The organism is Collinsella sp. AF23-4AC (assembly GCF_003462685.1).
Taxonomy (GTDB): Bacteria; Actinomycetota; Coriobacteriia; order Coriobacteriales; family Coriobacteriaceae; genus Collinsella.
This window is the reverse complement of record NZ_QRVE01000002.1, coordinates 286,670-305,219: the sequence shown is the minus strand read 5'-3', so window position 1 is coordinate 305,219 and position 18,550 is coordinate 286,670. Positions and strand designations below refer to the sequence as shown.

General features: G+C 60.1%; 17 protein-coding genes and 1 riboswitch. Of the genes, 9 read left to right on the top strand and 8 right to left on the bottom strand.

Going from position 1 to position 18,550, the window contains the following annotated elements:
• Window positions 1-9 precede the first annotated feature (9 nt).
• Together DWY05_RS02990 and DWY05_RS02985 are read left to right on the top strand one after the other, a co-directional pair.
• On the top strand, window positions 10-297 hold the full coding sequence (locus DWY05_RS02990) for a YggT family protein (protein WP_040358293.1): 288 nt from the start codon (window positions 10-12) through the stop codon (window positions 295-297).
• A 61-nt stretch (window positions 298-358) separates the two neighbouring features.
• On the top strand, window positions 359-1,033 hold the full coding sequence (locus DWY05_RS02985) for a DivIVA domain-containing protein (protein ID WP_006234242.1): 675 nt from the start codon (window positions 359-361) through the stop codon (window positions 1,031-1,033).
• Window positions 1,034-1,199: 166 nt separating this feature from the next.
• Here the strand turns inward: DWY05_RS02985 and DWY05_RS02980 are convergent, their stop codons facing one another.
• The 3 genes from DWY05_RS02980 to DWY05_RS02970 form a co-directional block, all read right to left on the bottom strand.
• On the bottom strand, window positions 1,200-1,730 hold the full coding sequence (locus DWY05_RS02980) for a nitroreductase family protein (protein ID WP_117820378.1): 531 nt from the start codon (window positions 1,728-1,730) through the stop codon (window positions 1,200-1,202).
• A gap of 283 nt (window positions 1,731-2,013) precedes the next feature.
• The gene (locus DWY05_RS02975; protein ID WP_117820377.1) at window positions 2,014-2,637 is read right to left on the bottom strand and encodes a DUF47 domain-containing protein; all 624 of its coding nucleotides are present in this window, start codon (window positions 2,635-2,637) and stop codon (window positions 2,014-2,016) included.
• Window positions 2,638-2,704: 67 nt separating this feature from the next.
• Window positions 2,705-3,754: an inorganic phosphate transporter gene (locus DWY05_RS02970; protein WP_055251696.1), complete on the bottom strand. Its 1,050-nt coding sequence runs from the start codon at window positions 3,752-3,754 to the stop codon at window positions 2,705-2,707.
• 250 nt (window positions 3,755-4,004) lie between these two features.
• On the opposite strand from DWY05_RS02970, the gene DWY05_RS02965 reads away from it, so the two are divergent.
• From DWY05_RS02965 to DWY05_RS02950, 4 genes are all read left to right on the top strand, one after another.
• Window positions 4,005-4,343, top strand: coding sequence for a hypothetical protein (locus DWY05_RS02965; RefSeq protein ID WP_117820376.1), 339 nt, complete (start codon window positions 4,005-4,007; stop codon window positions 4,341-4,343).
• 79 nt (window positions 4,344-4,422) lie between these two features.
• A complete protein-coding gene (locus DWY05_RS02960) occupies window positions 4,423-5,118 on the top strand; it encodes a Bax inhibitor-1 family protein (RefSeq protein ID WP_158558639.1) in 696 nt (231 codons plus the stop codon).
• Between the two features lie 139 nt (window positions 5,119-5,257).
• On the top strand, window positions 5,258-6,400 hold the full coding sequence (locus tag DWY05_RS02955) for a TIGR02452 family protein (RefSeq protein ID WP_117820374.1): 1,143 nt from the start codon (window positions 5,258-5,260) through the stop codon (window positions 6,398-6,400).
• Between the two features lie 78 nt (window positions 6,401-6,478).
• Entirely contained in the window at window positions 6,479-7,138 is a 660-nt protein-coding gene (locus DWY05_RS02950) for an SGNH/GDSL hydrolase family protein (protein WP_117820373.1), read from the top strand.
• A gap of 60 nt (window positions 7,139-7,198) precedes the next feature.
• Here the strand turns inward: DWY05_RS02950 and thiD are convergent, their stop codons facing one another.
• Window positions 7,199-8,029: a bifunctional hydroxymethylpyrimidine kinase/phosphomethylpyrimidine kinase gene (gene thiD, locus DWY05_RS02945; protein WP_117820372.1), complete on the bottom strand. Its 831-nt coding sequence runs from the start codon at window positions 8,027-8,029 to the stop codon at window positions 7,199-7,201.
• A gap of 181 nt (window positions 8,030-8,210) precedes the next feature.
• On the bottom strand, window positions 8,211-9,545 hold the full coding sequence (gene thiC / locus DWY05_RS02940; RefSeq protein ID WP_117820371.1) for a phosphomethylpyrimidine synthase ThiC: 1,335 nt from the start codon (window positions 9,543-9,545) through the stop codon (window positions 8,211-8,213).
• A riboswitch (TPP riboswitch) is annotated at window positions 9,537-9,653 on the bottom strand. It overlaps the preceding gene by 9 nt.
• Before the next feature lie 62 nt (window positions 9,654-9,715).
• On the opposite strand from thiC, the gene DWY05_RS02935 reads away from it, so the two are divergent.
• Window positions 9,716-10,237 (top strand): hypothetical protein, encoded by a 522-nt coding sequence (locus DWY05_RS02935; RefSeq protein ID WP_117820370.1) that lies wholly within the window; start codon window positions 9,716-9,718, stop codon window positions 10,235-10,237.
• Between the two features lie 23 nt (window positions 10,238-10,260).
• Here DWY05_RS02935 and DWY05_RS02930 read toward each other — a convergent pair whose 3' ends face one another.
• Both DWY05_RS02930 and DWY05_RS02925 read right to left on the bottom strand, forming a co-directional pair.
• The gene (locus DWY05_RS02930; RefSeq protein WP_117820369.1) at window positions 10,261-11,070 is read right to left on the bottom strand and encodes a YaaA family protein; all 810 of its coding nucleotides are present in this window, start codon (window positions 11,068-11,070) and stop codon (window positions 10,261-10,263) included.
• Window positions 11,071-11,196: 126 nt separating this feature from the next.
• Window positions 11,197-12,594: an aminopeptidase gene (locus tag DWY05_RS02925; RefSeq protein ID WP_117837206.1), complete on the bottom strand. Its 1,398-nt coding sequence runs from the start codon at window positions 12,592-12,594 to the stop codon at window positions 11,197-11,199.
• A 166-nt stretch (window positions 12,595-12,760) separates the two neighbouring features.
• On the opposite strand from DWY05_RS02925, the gene polA reads away from it, so the two are divergent.
• On the top strand, window positions 12,761-15,511 hold the full coding sequence (gene polA / locus DWY05_RS02920; protein WP_117820367.1) for a DNA polymerase I: 2,751 nt from the start codon (window positions 12,761-12,763) through the stop codon (window positions 15,509-15,511).
• Between the two features lie 273 nt (window positions 15,512-15,784).
• On the opposite strand, the gene DWY05_RS02915 is transcribed toward polA, so the two are convergent.
• A complete protein-coding gene (locus tag DWY05_RS02915; RefSeq protein ID WP_117820366.1) occupies window positions 15,785-16,612 on the bottom strand; it encodes a Cof-type HAD-IIB family hydrolase in 828 nt (275 codons plus the stop codon).
• 554 nt (window positions 16,613-17,166) lie between these two features.
• Between DWY05_RS02915 and DWY05_RS02910 the strand changes: the two genes are divergently transcribed.
• Window positions 17,167-18,393, top strand: a complete 1,227-nt coding sequence (locus tag DWY05_RS02910; protein ID WP_035138001.1) for an argininosuccinate synthase — start codon at window positions 17,167-17,169, stop codon at window positions 18,391-18,393.
• Window positions 18,394-18,550 lie beyond the last annotated feature (157 nt).

Below are 18,550 nucleotides of genomic sequence, written 5' to 3'. Positions count from 1 at the left end.
GACGAGGAGATTCCCATCAACATCTACACTATCGTCCAGCTGGTCAACACGCTGTTCAACTTCTATTCCACGCTCATTGTCGTCTACTGCTTTATGACGTGGATTCCCATGAAGCAGGGCGGTTTGCTTCAGGATATTGCCGCGGTGCTTGATAGCGTGTGCGGTCCGTGGCTCAACCTGTTCCGTCGTTTCATCCCGCCGATGGGCGGTATCGATTTTTCGCCGGTCGTTGCGATTATTGCGTTGCAGTTGGTGCAGAGGCTGGTTCTGCAGCTTCTTATAGGTATACTCGTGTAGAACTGACTTAGTAACTTACGTCGGGCGTGTAGCGCCGAGGCGATGAAAAAGGAGACTTGTTATGGCTATTACCCCTGCAGACATCCAGGCCCAGACTTTCTCTGAGGCCAAGCGTGGCTACGATCCTGCTGAGGTCGACGTCTTCTTGGAGACGCTGTCCTCCGAGGTTGACGCCATGCTCGCTAAGATCGTCGACCTTAAGGGTCGTCTGACTGCTACCGAGCAGCAGCTTGCCGATGCGCAGGCTCAGCTTGCCCAGGCTCAGGATGCCACCGCCCAGGCCGTTCCTGCCGCCCCCGTGGCTGCTCCCGCCCCTGACTTCTCCGCTCAGGAGCGCCAGATTTCCGCTGCCCTGATCGCTGCCCAGCAGACCGCTGAGACCATCGTTAACGATGCCAACGAGAACGCTGAGCGTATCCGCAACGAGGCTGACGCCAAGGCCCGCGAGGTTATCCGCCAGGCTCTGACCGAGAAGCAGGCCGAGCTCGAGGAGATCGACCGTCTGAAGGCCTCCCGCGAGGAGTTCAAGGCCGAGTACCTCAAGCTCATCCAGCACTTCATGGACGATGCCCAGAACTCCTTCCCGGCCGACCTCATGGCCTCCACGCCGGTCGGTTCTGCCGCTTCTCCTGCGGTGACTGTTCCCGCCGAGCCGCTGCCCGTCGCTGACCCGGTTGTCCCCGTGGCCGATCCTTTCGCCCCGATCGACAACTTTGCCGCCGACGACTTGGACTAACATTCGTCCTACAATTTAGTGCCTAGAAAGGACCCGCACCTTGCGGGTCCTTTTTTATAACTGCGCAGGGGCGCGCAACATAAAAAACCGAGCCCTGCACATAGTGGCGCAGAACTCGGCAAATGGGTGAGCGGTAAAAGGTAGGTTTTAGGGCATGTGCCAAAAACTACTTGAGGAGGAAGTCGGAGAGGGGAATGGTGCGGGCCTCGCGATGCTCGGGGTCGGCGATATGGTCGGCGGGATAGCCGCAGACGAGCATGTGATAGGGATAGACGCCCTCGGGCAGGTTGAACTGCTCCTGTGCCACCTCAGGCTTAAAATGGCATACCCAGCACGTTCCCAGGCCCTGCTCGGTGGCCTCCATCATCATCTGATCACACACGATGGACGTATCGATTTCACTGGAATTCATCTGGTCATACGGGCGTACCCAAGCATCATCGGTAACGCTGCAAATAAGGAAGACAAGCGGAGCTCCAAAGATAGACCCATCACGAGCAAACCGAGGCTGACAAGCAGCAGCCTTCTCCAACAGCTCAGGCGTATCCAGCATCATCACACGGGCTGGATGATTACTACAAGCAGAAGGAGCAATCCGCCCCGCCTCAACAATGGCATCCACAACAGCTTGCTCAACAGGACGGTCTTCAAAAGAACGACAAGAATACCGACCACGAGCCAAATCCAAATAAGACATACAAGCCCTCCTACAATTAAAAATCAAACAAACCCAAAGTAACCCAAAGAGTACCCAAAGCAGCAATCGGCCAAACGCTCATCAAGGGCCAAAGTGTCCGAACGGGTACCAAAGGTCCCTTCAGCCAAACCCCCATTGCGCTAAACCTATCAGCCAAAGTTCCCAATGGTGGTACGTAAGGGAGCGGGCCCGACCACTAATACCTTTTGAACGACTCTGCTTGCAGCCGGAGTGAAAAGGGTATTAGTGGCGGGCCCGCGACCGGGGGGATACGTGCCCCCAATTAACTGTTCTTCATGACAATCGAATCCACAACATCGGCCACATTCTCACAGCAGTCAGCGCAGTACTCCAGGAAGGCGTACACGTCACGCCAAGCGATGACCTCGAGCGGGTCCTTGCCGTTAACGTGCAGGTTTCGCATGGCGTTGATATAGAGCTCGTCGGCCTCGGACTCGATGGTGTTGATCTGGATGACGAGCTCGCGCAGCGTTTTGGACTTGCGGTAGTTGGGAAGCTCGACCATAAGGTCCTTCATGGCGCGGCAGGCGTCGGTCACCTTGTGAGCGATGACGATGGCATCGGGGTGGATGCTCTGGATGTTGGTGAAGTAGACGCGCTGCACGACGCCCTCGATGCGGTCGAGCACGGTGTCGAGCGAGCAGCTCATCAGGTCCAGATCCTCGCGCTCGAGCGGGGTGATAAAGGCGGTGAGCAGGGCGTCTTCGAGCTCATGGTGCTTCTTGTCTGCCGCATGCTCGATCGCATGCATCTCCTCGAGCATATCGTGAATCTTCGCGGGATCGAAGTTCTCAAAAATCTGGGTAAGCAGCTCGGCGGCCTGGACGGCGAGGTCGGCGCAGGCGACGTAGTTGTCAAAGTAGAACGAATCGGGTTTCTTTGCCATGAGTGGGTCCTTTCGAGGCGAAGACGGGTGGGCGAGGCATTACGGTCCGGATGGACGCTCGGTTTGACTAGATGAACATCATGAACAGCTTGGCCATGACAAAGCTGATGAGTCCGCAGGCGGGGAAGGTGAAGAACCAGGTGAACATCATGTCCTTGACGACGCCGAAGTTGATGGCCGAAAGGCGCTTGACGGCACCGACGCCCATGATGGCGCAGGTCTTGATATGGGTGGAGGACACGGGGATGCCGGTAAGGGTGGCAAGCAGCAGGTTTGCGGCGCCCGCGAGGTCGGCGGAGAAGCCCTGGTACTTTTCGAGCTTGACCATGCTCTGGCCAACGGACTTGATGATGCGCTCGCCGCCCACGCTGGTGCCGATGCCCATGGTGGCCGAGCACAGCAGCATAATCCAGATGGGGATGCCGGCATCGCCGACGCTCGTCTGGCCGCTGGCAAAGGCCACGCCTAAAAAGAGCACGCCGATGAACTTCTGTCCATCCTGCGCGCCGTGCATAAAGCTCATGGCCGCAGCGCTTGCGATCTGAGCGTATTTAAAGAAGACATTGGCACGTCGCCTGTTGGCGGCGGCGAAAAGAATCGAGACGAGCTTGCACAGGACCCAGCCCATGACAAAGCCCAGGCCGATGGAGAGCGCCAGGCCGTAGATGACCTTCATCCACTCGTGGACGTTGACGCTGCTCGCACCGCCGAGGGCGATGGCGGCACCGGTCAGGCCGGCGATAAGGCTGTGGCTTTGCGAGGTGGGGATGCCAAAACGCGACGCTGTGGCGCCGTAGACGACGATGGAGAACAGCGCCGCGCACAGGCAGGCGAGCGCCATGGTGCTGTTTCCGCCAAAGTCGACAATATGGGAGATGGTGTTGGCGACGCTCGCGTTAAAGTGCGTCATGATGAGCACGCCAAGGAAGTTGAATGCGGCACTCATGAGGATGGCGGCGCGGGCGGGCATGCAACGCGTGGTGACGCAGGTCGCGATGGCGTTGGGTGCGTCGGTCCATCCATTGACGAAGATGGCGCCGAGCGCGAGGATCACGGTGACGGCAAGGACTGGGTTCGACACAAGTTGGCCGAGGAAGGTTGAGAACGTTACGTCCATATATGGGCTTTCTCGAAGTTTGCAGGCACGTTACAGAAACATGATAAATCGTATCACCTCCTGCGGGTTTCTTTACCGAGTTCTGATGGGAGCAGTGAATTTTTTGGCACTAAAAATGAATATTAGCCCTGTTGACCGCGGGTGTTCTTTTTGCTAACACACCATGAGGACACGTGCGCGCGCCCCAACACCCCAAAACCACAGTCTGTTCGCTTTACAATATGCAAACATGCGTTCGATAATAGGAGGCATGGAATATCGACAGACAGACGGCAAAACTCGGCGCGTGCACAAGCAGTATGTGGACGTCGTGACCCGCATCCTTGCGGGCGGACAAGTCGTGCCGGTCACCGTCTGCTGGGTCGACGGCCGTTGCTTTACGATCGACGAGATTGTCTCGTCCACCGGTTTTGGCCTGACGGTTCACGGCATTCGTACGGCAACCTATAAGGTACGTTTTGGTGGACATGCGACCGAGTTGTATCTGGAGGACCAAACGCGTGAGCGGGCGGACGGCTCGCAGGCGCACGTGATGCGTTGGTGGGTCTGGGCTTTTGATCGTACGCTCGAGGGCGAGCGCCGCAGGTAAGAGCGCGCGGCATTCGGGTACAATGGCAGGAATCTTGTCACCTACGGCGCTGTTGTGGCGCTTTTTGAAAGGACGAAGTATGAACGATATCCAGGGCTATCAGAACGGCCCCATCGAGACCGGCGCAAGCCGCGCCAAGGAGATGTCGCCGCGCGCGTACAATCTTGCCATGTCCGCCCTCATCTTCTTGGGCTTTTGCGCCATGGGCGCCGGTGCTTACTTTACGAGCACCATGGCGTTTGCCCGCATGATGATGAGCGGCGCCGCCCTGCCACTGGTCTTTGGCTCGTTTATTTTAACCATCGTCGGCATGGTCATGATGTCGGCTGCTGCGGGCAAGCAGTCCGTGGGTCTGTCCCTTGTGGGCTACGTAATCTTTGCGAGTACCTTTGGCCTGACCGCGTCGTTTGGCCTTGCCAACTACGACCTGCCCACCATCAACACTGCCTTTATCGCCACGGCCGCCATCACCTTTGTCTTTGGCGCCTTGGGCGTGACGTTCCCCAAGTTTTTCCAGCGCGTATATGGCATCGGCTTTGGCATTCTGCTCGCCACTATTCTGGTTGAGATCGTGCTGATGTTTATGGGCGTCTCGCAGACCATCACCGACCTGATCGTGATCGTGGTGTTCGCCGGCTTTATTGGCTACGACACCTATGTTGCCACGACGGTGCCGCCCACGCTGCCCAATGCGGTGCTCATGGCGTCCAATCTGTTCGTGGACATTATCAACGTGTTCCTGCGCATCCTGAACATCCTCGGTCGTCGCGACTAGCGCGGGGGATTGCAGCGTTTCTTGTCGGACGCGGTAAAACGATGTGAAAGGCGGTCCTGCGGGGCCGTCTTTTTTGTAGCGGCGGGGTATCATGGATGGGAAAAGCCGATAGCGGCAGCGACAGGAAAGGTGACCACTTATGGCAGACGTCGACAACAGGAACCGTAACCGCAGGTCCAACCGAGCGGGTCAGCCCAATCCCAAGCGCGAGGCCCGTGCCAAGGCCGCCGAGCGCCATGTGGCGACTGTGTCCGAAGCGTTCGCCAAGGATATCGAGCGTTCGCTTGCCGGTGTTCGCGAGTTTGACGGCATGCCCGCCGGCTTTGTCGCGGCGATGAAGGCCAAGGTTCAGAAGGCAGCGGCTGCTGAGGAGCAAGCTGCCGAGGACGTCGAGGCTGCTGTCGATGTCGAGGTGGCGCCCGAGCCCGTCGAGGAGCCTGCCGAGGAAATCGCCGAAGCTGAGTCCGCGCCTGCTGAGGAGCCCGCAGAGACCGAGTCCGCGCCTGCCGAGGAGCCCGCTCCGACCCTGCCCGAGGTCACCGTGCTTGATGCCTCCGCCACGCAGGCCATTCTGGACAACGGCCGTGGCTATGCGCAGTTTTGCGACATGGCAGTGCTCGCCTTTGCCTCGTTCACCAACCCGGGTGGCGGCTACATCCAGGGCTATCTGGGCCAGGAGGCTACGCTCTGCGCCGATTCGTATCTGTACAACGTGCTCGACAAGCAGCGCAAGTGGTATGGCGAGAACCGTCGCCGCAATATCAACTGCGAGCTCTACCGCAACCGTGCGCTGGTAGTGCCTGCGGTGCGTTTTGACCGCAACCACGTGCATGCGTATGCCGATGTGATCGTGGCCGCCGCGCCCAATGCCAAGCGCGCACGCCAGGAGTACCGCGTGAGCGACGATGCGCTGCTGGACGCGCTGCGCGACCGTATCCGCTTTGTGCTCGCCATCTGCGACGAGCTGGATCGCGAGAAGCTCGTACTGGGCGCTTGGGGCTGCGACAACAACGGTTTTGATGCCGAGGCCGTGGCCGAGATTTTCCGCAAGGAGCTCGCATCGGGCGACTTCAAGGTCAAGCAGGTCTTCTTTGCTGTGCCTTCTACGCGCTGGGATGAGGACTTCGCCAAGTTCGAGCATGTGTTGGCAAGCTTCCCCGAGCGCAACGAGGAGTCCTATGCCCAGGTTGCCGCCCGCACTGCGGCCGCCCGTGCCGCCGAGCGGGCTCAGGCCGCTGCCGAGGACGATGAGGACGAGGACGATTGGCGCAAGTACCTGTAATCGGTACGTGCTGGCAGATAGGTCGAGCCGACGGGAGAGGCTGCTTCCGTCGGCTTTTTATTGAGTGGGGAGCTTACGATGAAAAACGTTATGTGCTTTGGCGACAGCAACACCTATGGCTATGATCCGGCTGGTATGCGCGATGGCACCGCGGTACGCTATGCGCAGGATGTACGCTGGTGCGGCGTGGCGCAGCGTGACCTGGGCGAGGACTGGCATGTGATTGAGGAGGGGCTCAACGGCCGCACGACGGTGCGCGACGATATGTGCCACCTGGACACTAACCTCAACGGCATTCGCGCGCTTCCGATGCTGCTCGAGGCCCATAAGCCGCTGGACGCCATTGTGATCATGCTGGGCACCAACGACTGTAAGACGGTCTTTAACGTGACGGCTTCCGATATCGCCCGTGGCGCCATGGCGCTGATTCGCGCCGTCCGCGCGTTTCCCTGGACCGATGCCGCGCCCTGCCCGCGCATTTTGCTGATGGCGCCTATCAAGATTAAGCCGCAGATCGCCGATGTGTATATGACCGATTTTGACGAGCATTCCGCCGAGGCCTCGGAGCATTTTGCCGAGTACTACGCGCACGTAGCCGAGCAGTTTGGCTGCGACTTTTTGAATGCCGCCGAGTTTGCCGAGCCGGGCGATATCGATTATCTGCACATGATGCCCGAAAGCCACGAGAACCTGGGCCACGCCGTGGCAGCCAAGCTCCGAGAGATGCTCGGTGAGTAGCGCGACCCCAAACCACCGCAAAGGTGTCTGTCCCCTTTGCGGTGGTTTGGGCTGCGAATCTTAATACTGCCACATGTGATTGACGGGGCCGGAGCCTTTGCCCATGTTCAGGCCGGCGGCCAGAGCGCCTGTCAGGTATGCCTTGCCCGCATTGACGGCGTCGGCAAGATCCATGCCCTGGGCCAGCGCGCAGGCGATGGCGGACGAGAGCGTGCAGCCGGTGCCGTGCGTGTTGTCGGTCTCGATGCGCTTGTGGCGGAACCACGTGGTGAGTGGATCTCCCAGATGGTTGCCCTCGTCATCGAGTGGCGCGGGTTCGGCCAGTACATCGTTGGCCTCGTTGACAAGATGCCCACCCTTAACGAGGGATGCGCAACCAAAGCGGCGGGTGAGGAGCATGGCAGCATTTTGCTGCGTGCGCTCGGAATCGACCTCGTAATCGAGCAGCGCCATGGCCTCGGGAATATTGGGCGTGATGACGGTTGCCAGCGGGAACAGGCGGTGTGTAAGCGCTTCGGCGGCGTCCTCTGCGATCAGACGAGCGCCCGAGGTGGCGACCATGACGGGGTCGACTACCACGTTTGTCGCGTTCCAGGCGCTCAGGCGGTCGGCGATAACATCGATAATCTCGGCAGAGGAAACCATGCCGATTTTGACGGCGTTGGGGCGGATATCGTCAAAAACGGCATCGATCTGCGCCGCGACAATATCCGGGGAGATGTTCTGCACGGCGGTGACGCCCAGGGTGTTCTGTGCGGTGATGGCGGTGATGGCCGTCTCGGCATACAGGCGGTGCGCCGTGATGGTCTTGATGTCGGCCTGAATGCCGGCGCCACCGCTGGAATCGGATCCTGCGATGGATAGAACGGCAGGTACCTTACTGCGATCCATGTTCGCTCCCTTGTTCGGTCGGAATCAAATGGGTCTATAAGCCAGCATTATAAAGATGCCCGGGCCGACTCTATGTCGAACCCGGGCGGGCGATGCAATCTTTACGCAAATGCAAGCAAATGTTCACACGTCAACAATTGACAGGCACCAGCTCGCCGCCAGAGCGGCCGCGGCGACAGGGCTAGTCCTCCATGCCGAGGTCGATCGTGGTGCCCTCGAAGATCTTGTTGACGGTGCGGACGGCACACATCTTGCCACACATGGTGCAAGTGCCCTCGGTGGCGGCGGGGGACTCCTCGTAGCGCTTCTTGCCCGTAACCGGGTCGAGCGCGCACTTCCACATAGCGTCCCAGTCGAGCTTGCGGCGTGCCTGGCCCATCTTGTCGTCCATGTCGCGGGCGTGGGGCACCTTTTTGGCGATGTCGGCGGCGTGTGCGGCGATCTTGGTGGCCATGAGGCCGTCGAGCACATCCTGGGCGTTAGGCAGGCATAGGTGCTCTGCCGGTGTCACGTAGCACAGGAAGTCGGCACCGGAGCTGGCGGAGATGGCGCCGCCGATGGCAGCGGTGATGTGGTCGTAACCCACGCCGATATCGGTCACCAGCGGCCCGAGCACATAGAACGGGGCGTTGTGGCACAGGCGCTTCTGTAGCTTCATGTTGGCAGCGATCTCGTCGAGCGCCATGTGACCCGGGCCCTCGACCATGACCTGGACGCCGGCGGCCCAAGCGCGCTTGCACAGCTTGCCCAGCTCGATCATCTCGGCGGTCTCGGTGGCGTCGTTGGAGTCGTAGAGGCAGCCCGGGCGGCAGGAGTCGCCGAGCGAAATCGTCACGTCGTACTCGTGGCAGATCTCGAGCAACTCGTCGTAGAACTCATAGAACGGGTTCTCGTTACCGGTGACCTCCATCCAGCCAAACAGCAGTGAGCCGCCGCGGCTCACGATGTTCATGAGGCGGCCAGTCTCCTTAAAGGTCTTGGTGACCGACTTGTTGATGCCGCAGTGGATAGTCATAAAGTCAACGCCGTCCTCGGCGTGCGCGCGCACGACTTCGAACAGGTCGTCCTTGGTGAGCTTGACCAGCGGCTTTTCCATGTAGCCGATGGCGTCGTACATGGGGACGGTACCTACCATGAGCGGCGTCTCGTCGATGAGCTGCTGGCGGAACTGGCGCGTCTTGCCCGAGTTGGAGAGGTCCATGATGGCGTCGGCGCCAAAGTCCTCGGCGATCTTGACCTTCTTCCATTCCTCGGCGGCATCGGCCTTGTCGCCCGAGATGCCCAAGTTCACGTTGACCTTGGTGGACAGCCCTTCACCGACGCCAAAGGCGCGCATGCCCTTTTTGATGTGCACAATATTGGCGGGAATGGCGATGCGGCCGTCGGCCACGCGCTCGCGGATGTACTCGGGGTCGCGATGCTCGCGCTCGGCGACTTCCTTCATCTGCGGCGTGATCTGCCCGGCACGGGCGAAGTCGATTTGCGTGACGAGCTTGGGCTCGGTCTGTGTGCTCATTGGCACGGCTCCCTTCGTTGGCATTACCCATATCAGGTTTGCGGGTCAGGGCGGGCGCGCCCAATCTCAGCCTGCCGTCTTGTCCCGCAAGCTCCCCGTTATGTCATGGGCTCAAGTATAGCCTGAATGGGTACGATTGGGCCAACGAGCGTGCCTGTGGGGAGGCGTACATGGAAGACAAGCATCTATATCGAGAGACGCAATGGGACGTATCGGCCGAGGAGGGCCGTGCGCACCATGGGTTGGTCGCGATTGGCTTTGCGGTGCTTGCCGTGCTGGTGATTGCCTTTTGTATTTGGACGTTTGGCGGTCGCGGCGGCGCTGCCTGGGAATTTGAGGCTGATGATAGCCTACCGATTATGACGGTGAGGAGTACTGGCGGTAATGCCAATACGCTCGCCGTTCCGGGCGACTACTGGTATCCGCGCGACGAGTTTGTGCAGCTGCAGTTGAGCGGCGGGTCTATTCCGGGTGAAGAAATCGAACGCGTGACGTTTGATGAGGCACTCAAAACACTCACGGTGAAGCTCAAAGATCAGGGCGATGTGCCCACGACCATGGATATCGCTCTGACGGAGTGGCGTCTGGAACCTCCGTCGGGCGTTGCGGTATCCGACGTAGGGCACGTTAAGATTACCTACCAAGATGGCTCGACGAGCGAGATTGCAAAGGCCGATGGCTTGGCGGAGTAATGGGGTGTTTGGAAACGGCGGGCCTATTGTGCCTGCGCGTTCATGAAAACCAGGGTGTTTTTGTCTGAAAGCTCGGGGATGTGCCGATAGCCGATGTTGAATGCGGTAAGTTCGCTTGCATCCTCGAGCTTGTTTTCTGCCATCCACCGCACCATGGAGCCGCGCGCCTTTTTGCTGGCGGTCGACCGTTGGATGGGCTTCCCGTTGCGGATACCCTCGCCAAAGAGGCATGTGACGGCCGTGGCGTCGTCCGCGAGGTGGGGCAGAACGGCTTTGGCATACTCTACGCTGGCGAGGTTGACGATCGTGGTGTTTGAGCCTGCCGGGGCGGTAGCCCGTGCGAGCTTGTCGCCCCAAAACGCGTAGAGGTCTCGGGCATCGTCGACGGCGAGCTTCGCGCCCATCTCCAGCCGATACGGTTCGACGGCATGAAAGGGACGAACGCACCCGTAGAGGCCGGAGAGGATCCACAGGTGGCTTTGCAGCCAGGCGAGCTGTGCGGCATCCATGACCTCGGGCGCCATGCTTTGGTATTGGATGCCGTGATAGGACATGACGGCGGGGGAGATTCGACGCGCGATATCGGGATCGGCGAGGTCGGCATCGCTCAGGACGGGCATAAATTCGTGAAGCGTATCCAGGCACGCTGTAAGCAGCCTGTCGCTCACGTTCCAAAGGGCCTGCAGGCCGCCGCTGCCTTCATTCCGCTCGATATCTAGCAGTGCGCGGTGGAGGCGAGCTGTCTCGCGCACAAAGGGTGGAATGCCCAGGACTTCAAAAGCATCTTGGGCCGCGCGCATTTGCTTGGCGGGTGAAACGATGACCTGGAGCATGAACTCTCCTCTGCCAAAAAGAAGTTGCGGTGGAATGCGGTCTGCGCGGGCCGGTTGAAGGCCAGGTTAGTCCGTATTCCACCGCAAGTTATAAAGGGCTGGTTTGGTGCGCCTTACGAGGGTTTGCTAGGCGCGCTCGAGGAAGGCTTTGTAGCCGCGGTAGGCCTCGTAGATATCGGCCTTGTTGGCGACCTCCCACAGGGCGTGCATGGACAGGACGGCAACACCGGAGTCGATGACGTTCATGCCGTACTTGGCCATGATGTATGCGATGGTGCCGCCGCCGCCAGCGTTGACGCGACCGAGCTCACAGGTCTGGAAGTCCACGCCGGCCTCGTCCATGATGTCGCGGACGAGGGCCACATACTCGGCATCGGCGTCGTTGGAGCCACCCTTGCCGCGGCTGCCCGTGTACTTGTTAAAGCACAGGCCACGACCCATAAAGGCGGCGTTCTTGGTCTCGAACTTGCCGGCATAGCCCGGGTCGAAGCCGGCAGACACGTCGGAGGAAAGCATGCGGCTGCGGGCAAGTGCGCGGCGCAGGGCCAGCGGGCTATCCTCGCCGGCGAGCGTCATGATCTCGGCGACGGTGTTCTCAAAGAAGCGGCTCGTCATGCCGGTGGCACCCACGGAACCGATTTCCTCTTTGTCGACGATGAGTGTGATGCTCGTGCGCTCCACGTTGGCGACGTTGATCTGGGCGAGCATGGACGGATAGGCGCAGACACGGTCGTCGTGGCCATAGCCTAGAATCATGGAGCGGTCGAGGCCCATGTCGCGGGCCGGGCCGGCGGGCACGACCTCGATCTCGGCGGAGAGGAAGTCCTCCTCCTCGACGTCGTACTGCTCCTTGAGGATGTCCAGGAACATCTGCTTGACGGGCTCCTTGGGGGCGTCCTTGTCGTCCTCGTCAAACTTGACGGGGCGGCCGCCCACGATCACGTCGAGGATCTCGGCGTCGACGGCGTCCTTGGCGGGCTTGGACATCTGCTCGCTCGAGAGGTGGATCAGCAGGTCGGAGATGGTAAAGACCGGGTCGTCCGCCTTGTCGCCGATGTTGATGTCGACGGTGGTGCCGTCCTTTTTGCAGATGACGCCCACAAGCGCGAGCGGGGAGGCTACCCAGTGGTAGCTCTTGACGCCGCCGTAGTAGTGCGTGTCGAGGTAGGCCATGTCGCCGGCCTCGAAGGCGGGATTCTGCTTGAGGTCCAGGCGCGGCGAGTCCACGTGGGCGCCCAGGATGTTAAAGCCCTGCTCGAGCGGGGCGGTACCCAGGTTGACGAGCATGAGGTCTTTGCCGTGGTTGGCGGCGTACACCTTGTCGCCGGCCTTGAGCGCGCGGCCCTCGGCGATCACGGTCTCCAGGTTGACGTAGCCCGCCTCCTCGGCCATCTTGATACCGGTCTTGACGCACAGACGCTCGGTCTTATTCTCGCTCAAAAACTGCTTATAGCCGCGGCAAAGCTCCTCGAGCTCCTCGATTTGCTGTGGCGTGTACTTTTTCCATGCGCAGGGACGCTCCATGACGCAGGCTCCTTTCGGATCGATTGTGCTGGTTGATGTACCGTGAGCCATCGTATCACGCACAGGCGCGCGGTGGCGGGGGAGCTTGATGTGTGGTGGCCGCGGGGCGGGGAGCGTGTAAACTGGTGGGAGCAAACCGTGCCCAGCCCAAAGCGAGGTATTCAATATGTCTGACAAGCGCCGCACCTTTGCCGTTATCGACGGCAACTCGCTCATGCACCGCGCCTTCCACGCCGTGCCCCCGACCATGAACGCGCCGGACGGTCGCCCCACCAACGCGATCTTTGGCTTTCTGAACATGTTTCTTAAGATGATCGATGCCTTTAACCCCGACGGTGTGGTCGTGGCGTTTGACAAGGGCAAACCGCGCGTACGCATGGAGATGCTGCCGCAGTATAAGGCGCAACGCCCGCCCATGGACCCCGACTTGCACGCGCAGTTCCCCATGATTAAGGAGCTGCTCGCCGCGCTCAACGTGCCGATTTTGCAGTCCGAGGGCTGGGAAGGCGACGATATCCTGGGAACCATGGCGCGTCTGGGCGAAGAAGCCGGCTGCGACATGCTGCTGGTGACCGGCGACCGCGACATGTATCAGCTCGTGACCGAGCACGTCAATGTGGTCTCGACCCGCAAGGGCCTGTCCGACGTGGCGATTATGACGCCCGAGAGCGTGGACGACCTGTATCACGGCATTACACCGGCGCTCGTGCCCGATTTTTACGGTCTGAAGGGCGATACGTCGGACAACATTCCCGGCGTGCCGGGCATCGGCCCCAAAAAGGCGAGCGCGCTCATCGCGCAGTACGGCAGCCTGGACGAGGTCATCGCGCATGCCGACGAGGTCAAGGGCAAGATGGGCGAGAACCTGCGTGCTCATATCGACGATGCGCTGCTGAGCCGCAAGGTCGCAACCATTCGCACCGATGCGCCTGTCGAGCTTGACTTTGACGCAACGTCCTTCCCGGCGTTTTCTGCCGACGAGGTGTCCGCGGCGCTGGGCACGCTCGGCATCACGGCCATGCAGAACCGTTTCCTCTCGCTGATTGGCAGCGAGGGTGGGGCTGCGGCCGCTGCCAGTACGTTCGATATGCCCGCCGTTTCGCGTGCCGCTGCCGGCGATGCCGAAGCGCTTGCCGCCGCTGCCGCCGAGGTCGTTCGCGCGATTGATGCGGGCGAGTGGGTCGCCGCCGTGGTGGACGACGACAAGGAAGAGGGCGCGCTCTTTGGACTGACGCGCACGCTGTGGCTGGCGACGTCCAAGGGCCTGTTCGCGCTTGAGGAGGGCGACAGCGGTGCGGCGGCTGAGGTTGAGGGCTTCAACTTCGTCCACGGCGTGATTGCCGGCGTGCTCGCGCGTCTGTTTATGGAGGGCCGCGTGGCGAGCCCGGATATGAAAGCGCTGCTGCATGAGCTTTCGCCCATCGATTCTTCCGAGCCCGAGCTTATGGATCCGCTGGCCGTCGACTCCACGCGCATCTTCGATACCGTGGTCGCCGCCTACCTGCTGGATTCCGACCGCTCCGAGTTTGATGAGGCGTATCTGGCCGATACCTATCTGCAGATGGCGCTGCCTGCGGCGCGCGGCGCGGAGGGTGCTGGCGAGGACGCTCCTGTTCCCGCTGCCCGCGCTGCGGCCTTGACGCTGGCGCTCGTGGCGCCGCTGCGCGACCGCATGGCCCGCGAGAACGCCGCCAACGTGTTCGATGGCATCGAGATGCCGCTCGTGCCGGTGCTTGCCAAGATGGAGCGCGCGGGCATGCTCGTGGACCCCGATCGCCTACATAGTCTGTCCGAGGGCTTGGCGACCCAGATTGCCGAGGTCGAGCGGAGCATTCGCGACCTGGCCGGTGACGAGACCTTTAATATTGGCAGTCCCATGCAGCTGTCGCATGTGCTCTTTGATGTGATGGGGCTTCCGACCAAGGGCCTCAAGAAGACTAAGCGCGGCTATTATTCGACCAACGCCAAGGTGCTGAGCGACCTTGCGCGTGACCACGAAATCGTGCGTCTGATCTTGGACTGGCGTGAGAAGTCTAAGATCAAGTCCACCTATCTGGACACCCTGGGCCCGCTGCGCCGTGGTGACGGCCGTGTGCACACCACGTACAACCAGACCATCACGGCGACGGGGCGTCTGTCTTCGAGCGACCCCAATCTGCAAAATATTCCGACTCGCTCGGAGCTGGGGCGTACCGTCAAGACGGCGTTTTCGGCAGGCGAGGGAAGCGTCTTTTTGGCGGTGGACTACTCGCAGATCGAGCTGCGTCTGCTGGCACATCTTTCGGGTGACGAGCACTTGGTGCGCGCCTTTAACGAGGGCGAGGACTTCCATGCCGAGACGGCGGCGCGCGTGTTTGGTGTGCCGGTGTCCGAGGTAACGCCCGACCTGCGCAGTCGCGCCAAGGCCGTGAACTTTGGCATCGTGTATGGCCAGCAGGCCTACGGCCTGTCGCAGTCGCTGCATATCTCGATGGCCGAGGCACGCGACATGATCGACCGCTACTACGAGGCATATCCGGGCGTGCGCACGTTCCTCGACAACGTGGTGGCGCGCGCCAAGCAGACGGGCTACGCCGAGACCATGTATGGCCGCAGACGCCATATTCCCGAGCTCAAGGCCAAAAACCCGCAACTCCGTGGCTTTGGTGAGCGCACGGCCATGAACCACCCCATGCAGGGCACCGCGGCCGACATCATCAAGATTGCCATGGCCCGCGTAAGCCGTCGCCTGGAAGAAGAAGGCTTTGCAGCCCACATGATTCTGCAGGTACACGACGAACTGGACTTTGAGTGCCCGGTCAACGAAGTCGAGCGTCTCACCGCCATGGTCCAAGACGTCATGGAACACGTCGTAGACCTACGCGTACCTCTAATCGCCGAAGCCAGCACCGGCATAACCTGGGCCGACGCGAAATAGGGAAGCGCCCACAGTTCCAAAGTAGACAAAACAGAAGGGAGCTCCTCTCAACAAGGAGCTCCCTTCATCCAAATATATTCAGCTAAGTATCTAGACACTCAAGACGCCATCTTGGCGGCAGGTAAGTAAACCTAGGGCCTGGCTGGGCGGCACGGGTTAACTTTTCGTAGATTCCGCACGCAAAGAAAGCCACTTAATGTGGCTTTCGTCTTGCGCAGGACCTGACCGAGTGAAAAGTTAACCCGTGCCGCCCAGCCAGGCCCGATGGGACGGCTACCGAGCCGCCAAGATGGCGTCGATGAGCGTCAGTACGCCCCCGTCGTTGTTGCTCGGAATGCGCCACTTGGCGTGCGCGTTCATGTGCTCCTCGGCATTGTCCACGATAAAGCTGTGACCGACGCGCTCCAGCATGGGGATGTCGTTGTAGGTGTCGCCCACGGCGGCAGCATCGGCAATATCGATGCCCAGGTGCTCGCACAGGTGCGCGACGCCGGCGCCCTTGTCGACGCCCAGGTTCATAAAGTCGATCCACTCGCGCCCGGCGTTGGTGACGTAGAGCTTGTCCGAGAACTCGGGGCTATAGGTCTCGCGGAAAGCGGGCTCGGCGTCGTAGCCGGGGAAGAAGATCGAAATCTTGTTGGACTCGAGATCAATGCCCTCAAAGCTGTCGACGTAGTTGATTGTGTTGTAGTAGACGCTGATCTCGTCGTGGTATTGATGGTCGCGGGCAAGTACGTAGAACTCGTCGAAGCAGCACAGGACGGGGACAGCGCGAGGATCCTCCGAGGCACGGCTCAAGACCTGCTGATACAGCTCCACGTCAATATTGCTCTTATAGATATAGCTACCGCGATAGATCACGCACGCTCCGTTGTCGGGACAAAAAGCGAGGCGGTTCTTAATGCCCTCGAACATCTCCTCGAGCTTGGGGGCGGGACGTCCGCTGGCGGGGCAGAATACGATGCCGGCGTCGGCGAGCTTGTCCAGGCGCTCATCAAGACCCTGGGGCAGCACACGCTCGTCGGTCAGCAGCGTCTTGTCCATATCGACGGCGAGAATCTTAATGTTGCCGATGTTGGCGTCCGATTCGTAAGTTTGCATAAAAATGCGCCTTTCGTTTCGAGATTGTTTCAGACGTTATAACCATCAACTAGTAGTCGAGCGTATTTTCGCAGGAATGGTGCGTATTTGCACTGCAATTCACAAACTAATGAAAAAACTTTTCAGAAATTTGAATTTGTCGCTTGCGCAGCGTGCACTTTATCGTAATATAGCGAACATCGAAAACGGAGACGGCAAAAGAGCCGTTTACCGAGGAAAAGGTACCGTTTGCGATATTTGAATTGCGCCCGGCGATACGTGAAAGGAGAGGCAGATGCAGTTCGTAAAGATCATCACCACTGCAGACAATGCCATCCGACGCCAGCGCGCAATTTCCCGACGACGATAACAATCGTCTCTGTCCGCATGGGGCGCAATGCCTCAACAGAGTCATTTTGAGGTCGTTGGGTTTAAGCACGACATAGCCGCATGTTTCTAGGGCATGCCTGTGATGCATTCTGCTGAATAACCTGATATTGCACGGTTTTTGACCTCAAGGTGACTTGCAACTGACCGATGTTCTAACTAGCTACCAAGGGCGAAAGGAAACAGCCATGAGCAAGGAAAAAGTCGTTCTCGCATATTCCGGTGGTCTTGATACATCCGTATGTGTCAAGTGGCTCCAGGACGAGAAGAATCTCGATGTCGTTTGTGTCTGCGGCAACGTGGGCCAGGAAGAGACCGGACTGGATGCCAAGAAGCAGAAGGCGCTCGACCTGGGCGTTCTCGATTGCCAGGTGCTCGACCTGCGCGACGAGTTCTCCGATGAGTTCCTGACCAAAGCCATCGCAGCAAACTCCATGTACGAGAACAAGTACCCGCTGCTCTCCGCCCTGTCTCGCCCGCTGCTTGCCAAGAAGCTTGTTGAGGTCGCCCACGAGTTTGGCGCGACCTACGTCGCCCACGGCTGCACCGGCAAGGGTAACGACCAGGTCCGTTTTGAGGCCGCCGTCAAGGCCCTCGACCCCGAGCTCAAAGTTATCGCCCCGGTTCGCGAGTGGGACCTGAAGTGCCGTCCCGACGAGGTCGCCTATGCCCACGCCCACAACGTGCCGGTTCCCGAGGGTGCCAACGACAACCCCTACTCCATCGACGACAACCTGTGGGGTCGTGCCATTGAGTGCGGTCACCTGGAGGATCCCTGGAACGAGCCGCTCGACGACGCCTGGGTTATGACCAAGAACCCCGAGGACACGCCGGACACCCCGACCTACACCGAGATTGAGTTTGAGGCCGGCAAGCCCGTCGCCGTCGACGGCAAGAAGATGAAGCTCTCCGAGATCGTCATCGCCCTCAACAAGATCTCCGGCGACAATGGCTTTGGCCGCCTCGATTTGGTCGAGGATCGTCTGGTGGGCCTCAAGAGCCGTGAGTGCTATGAGGTTCCCGGAGCCCTGACGCTCATCACCGCCCACAAGGCGCTCGAGGACATCTGCGTCGAGGGCGACCTGCTCAAGACCAAGATCAAGCTCGAGCAGGATTGGGCCACCGCCGTGTACAACGGCCAGTGGTACAGCCCGCTCAAAAACGCGCTCGATGCCTTTATGGCCGATACCCAGAAGTTCGTGACCGGCACTGTCCGTCTGAAGTTCTTTAAGGGCAACTGCCATGTCGTCGGCCGCAAGAGCCCCTTCAGCCTCTACGACTACGGTCTGGCTACCTACGACCGCGACACCACGTTTGACGAGAAGGCCAGCGCCGGCTTTATCGAGATCGATACGCTGTCGCTCAAGACGTGGGCAAAGGTCCAGGGCCCCAGCTCTGCTGCCGCCCAGGCCTAGCGCCTCCTTCCCTTGGTATCCGCGCGGCCCATCCGCGTGATACATAACGGGCGCACGGGGTCCCTACCTTTCGTTATGCTTGCTGACACTTCTTAACATCGGTGGCCCCTACGTTCCGCCCGCATATATGATGCCGCGTCTGCGGCTGAGTCCGAGC

Bases quoted from the DNA above. Each gene is read 5' to 3' on its own strand.
- DWY05_RS02985 (WP_006234242.1), top strand. From the start codon at position 359: ATGGCTATTACCCCTGCAGACATCCAGGCCCAGACTTTCTCTGAGGCC.
- DWY05_RS02980 (WP_117820378.1), bottom strand. From the start codon at position 1,730: ATGTCTTATTTGGATTTGGCTCGTGGTCGGTATTCTTGTCGTTCTTTT.
- DWY05_RS02975 (WP_117820377.1), bottom strand. From the start codon at position 2,637: ATGGCAAAGAAACCCGATTCGTTCTACTTTGACAACTACGTCGCCTGC.
- DWY05_RS02970 (WP_055251696.1), bottom strand. From the start codon at position 3,754: ATGGACGTAACGTTCTCAACCTTCCTCGGCCAACTTGTGTCGAACCCA.
- DWY05_RS02965 (WP_117820376.1), top strand. From the start codon at position 4,005: ATGGAATATCGACAGACAGACGGCAAAACTCGGCGCGTGCACAAGCAG.
- DWY05_RS02960 (WP_158558639.1), top strand. From the start codon at position 4,423: ATGAACGATATCCAGGGCTATCAGAACGGCCCCATCGAGACCGGCGCA.
- DWY05_RS02955 (WP_117820374.1), top strand. From the start codon at position 5,258: ATGGCAGACGTCGACAACAGGAACCGTAACCGCAGGTCCAACCGAGCG.
- DWY05_RS02950 (WP_117820373.1), top strand. From the start codon at position 6,479: ATGAAAAACGTTATGTGCTTTGGCGACAGCAACACCTATGGCTATGAT.
- thiD (WP_117820372.1), bottom strand. From the start codon at position 8,029: ATGGATCGCAGTAAGGTACCTGCCGTTCTATCCATCGCAGGATCCGAT.
- thiC (WP_117820371.1), bottom strand. From the start codon at position 9,545: ATGAGCACACAGACCGAGCCCAAGCTCGTCACGCAAATCGACTTCGCC.
- DWY05_RS02935 (WP_117820370.1), top strand. From the start codon at position 9,716: ATGGAAGACAAGCATCTATATCGAGAGACGCAATGGGACGTATCGGCC.
- DWY05_RS02930 (WP_117820369.1), bottom strand. From the start codon at position 11,070: ATGCTCCAGGTCATCGTTTCACCCGCCAAGCAAATGCGCGCGGCCCAA.
- DWY05_RS02925 (WP_117837206.1), bottom strand. From the start codon at position 12,594: ATGGAGCGTCCCTGCGCATGGAAAAAGTACACGCCACAGCAAATCGAG.
- polA (WP_117820367.1), top strand. From the start codon at position 12,761: ATGTCTGACAAGCGCCGCACCTTTGCCGTTATCGACGGCAACTCGCTC.
- DWY05_RS02915 (WP_117820366.1), bottom strand. From the start codon at position 16,612: ATGCAAACTTACGAATCGGACGCCAACATCGGCAACATTAAGATTCTC.
- DWY05_RS02910 (WP_035138001.1), top strand. From the start codon at position 17,167: ATGAGCAAGGAAAAAGTCGTTCTCGCATATTCCGGTGGTCTTGATACA.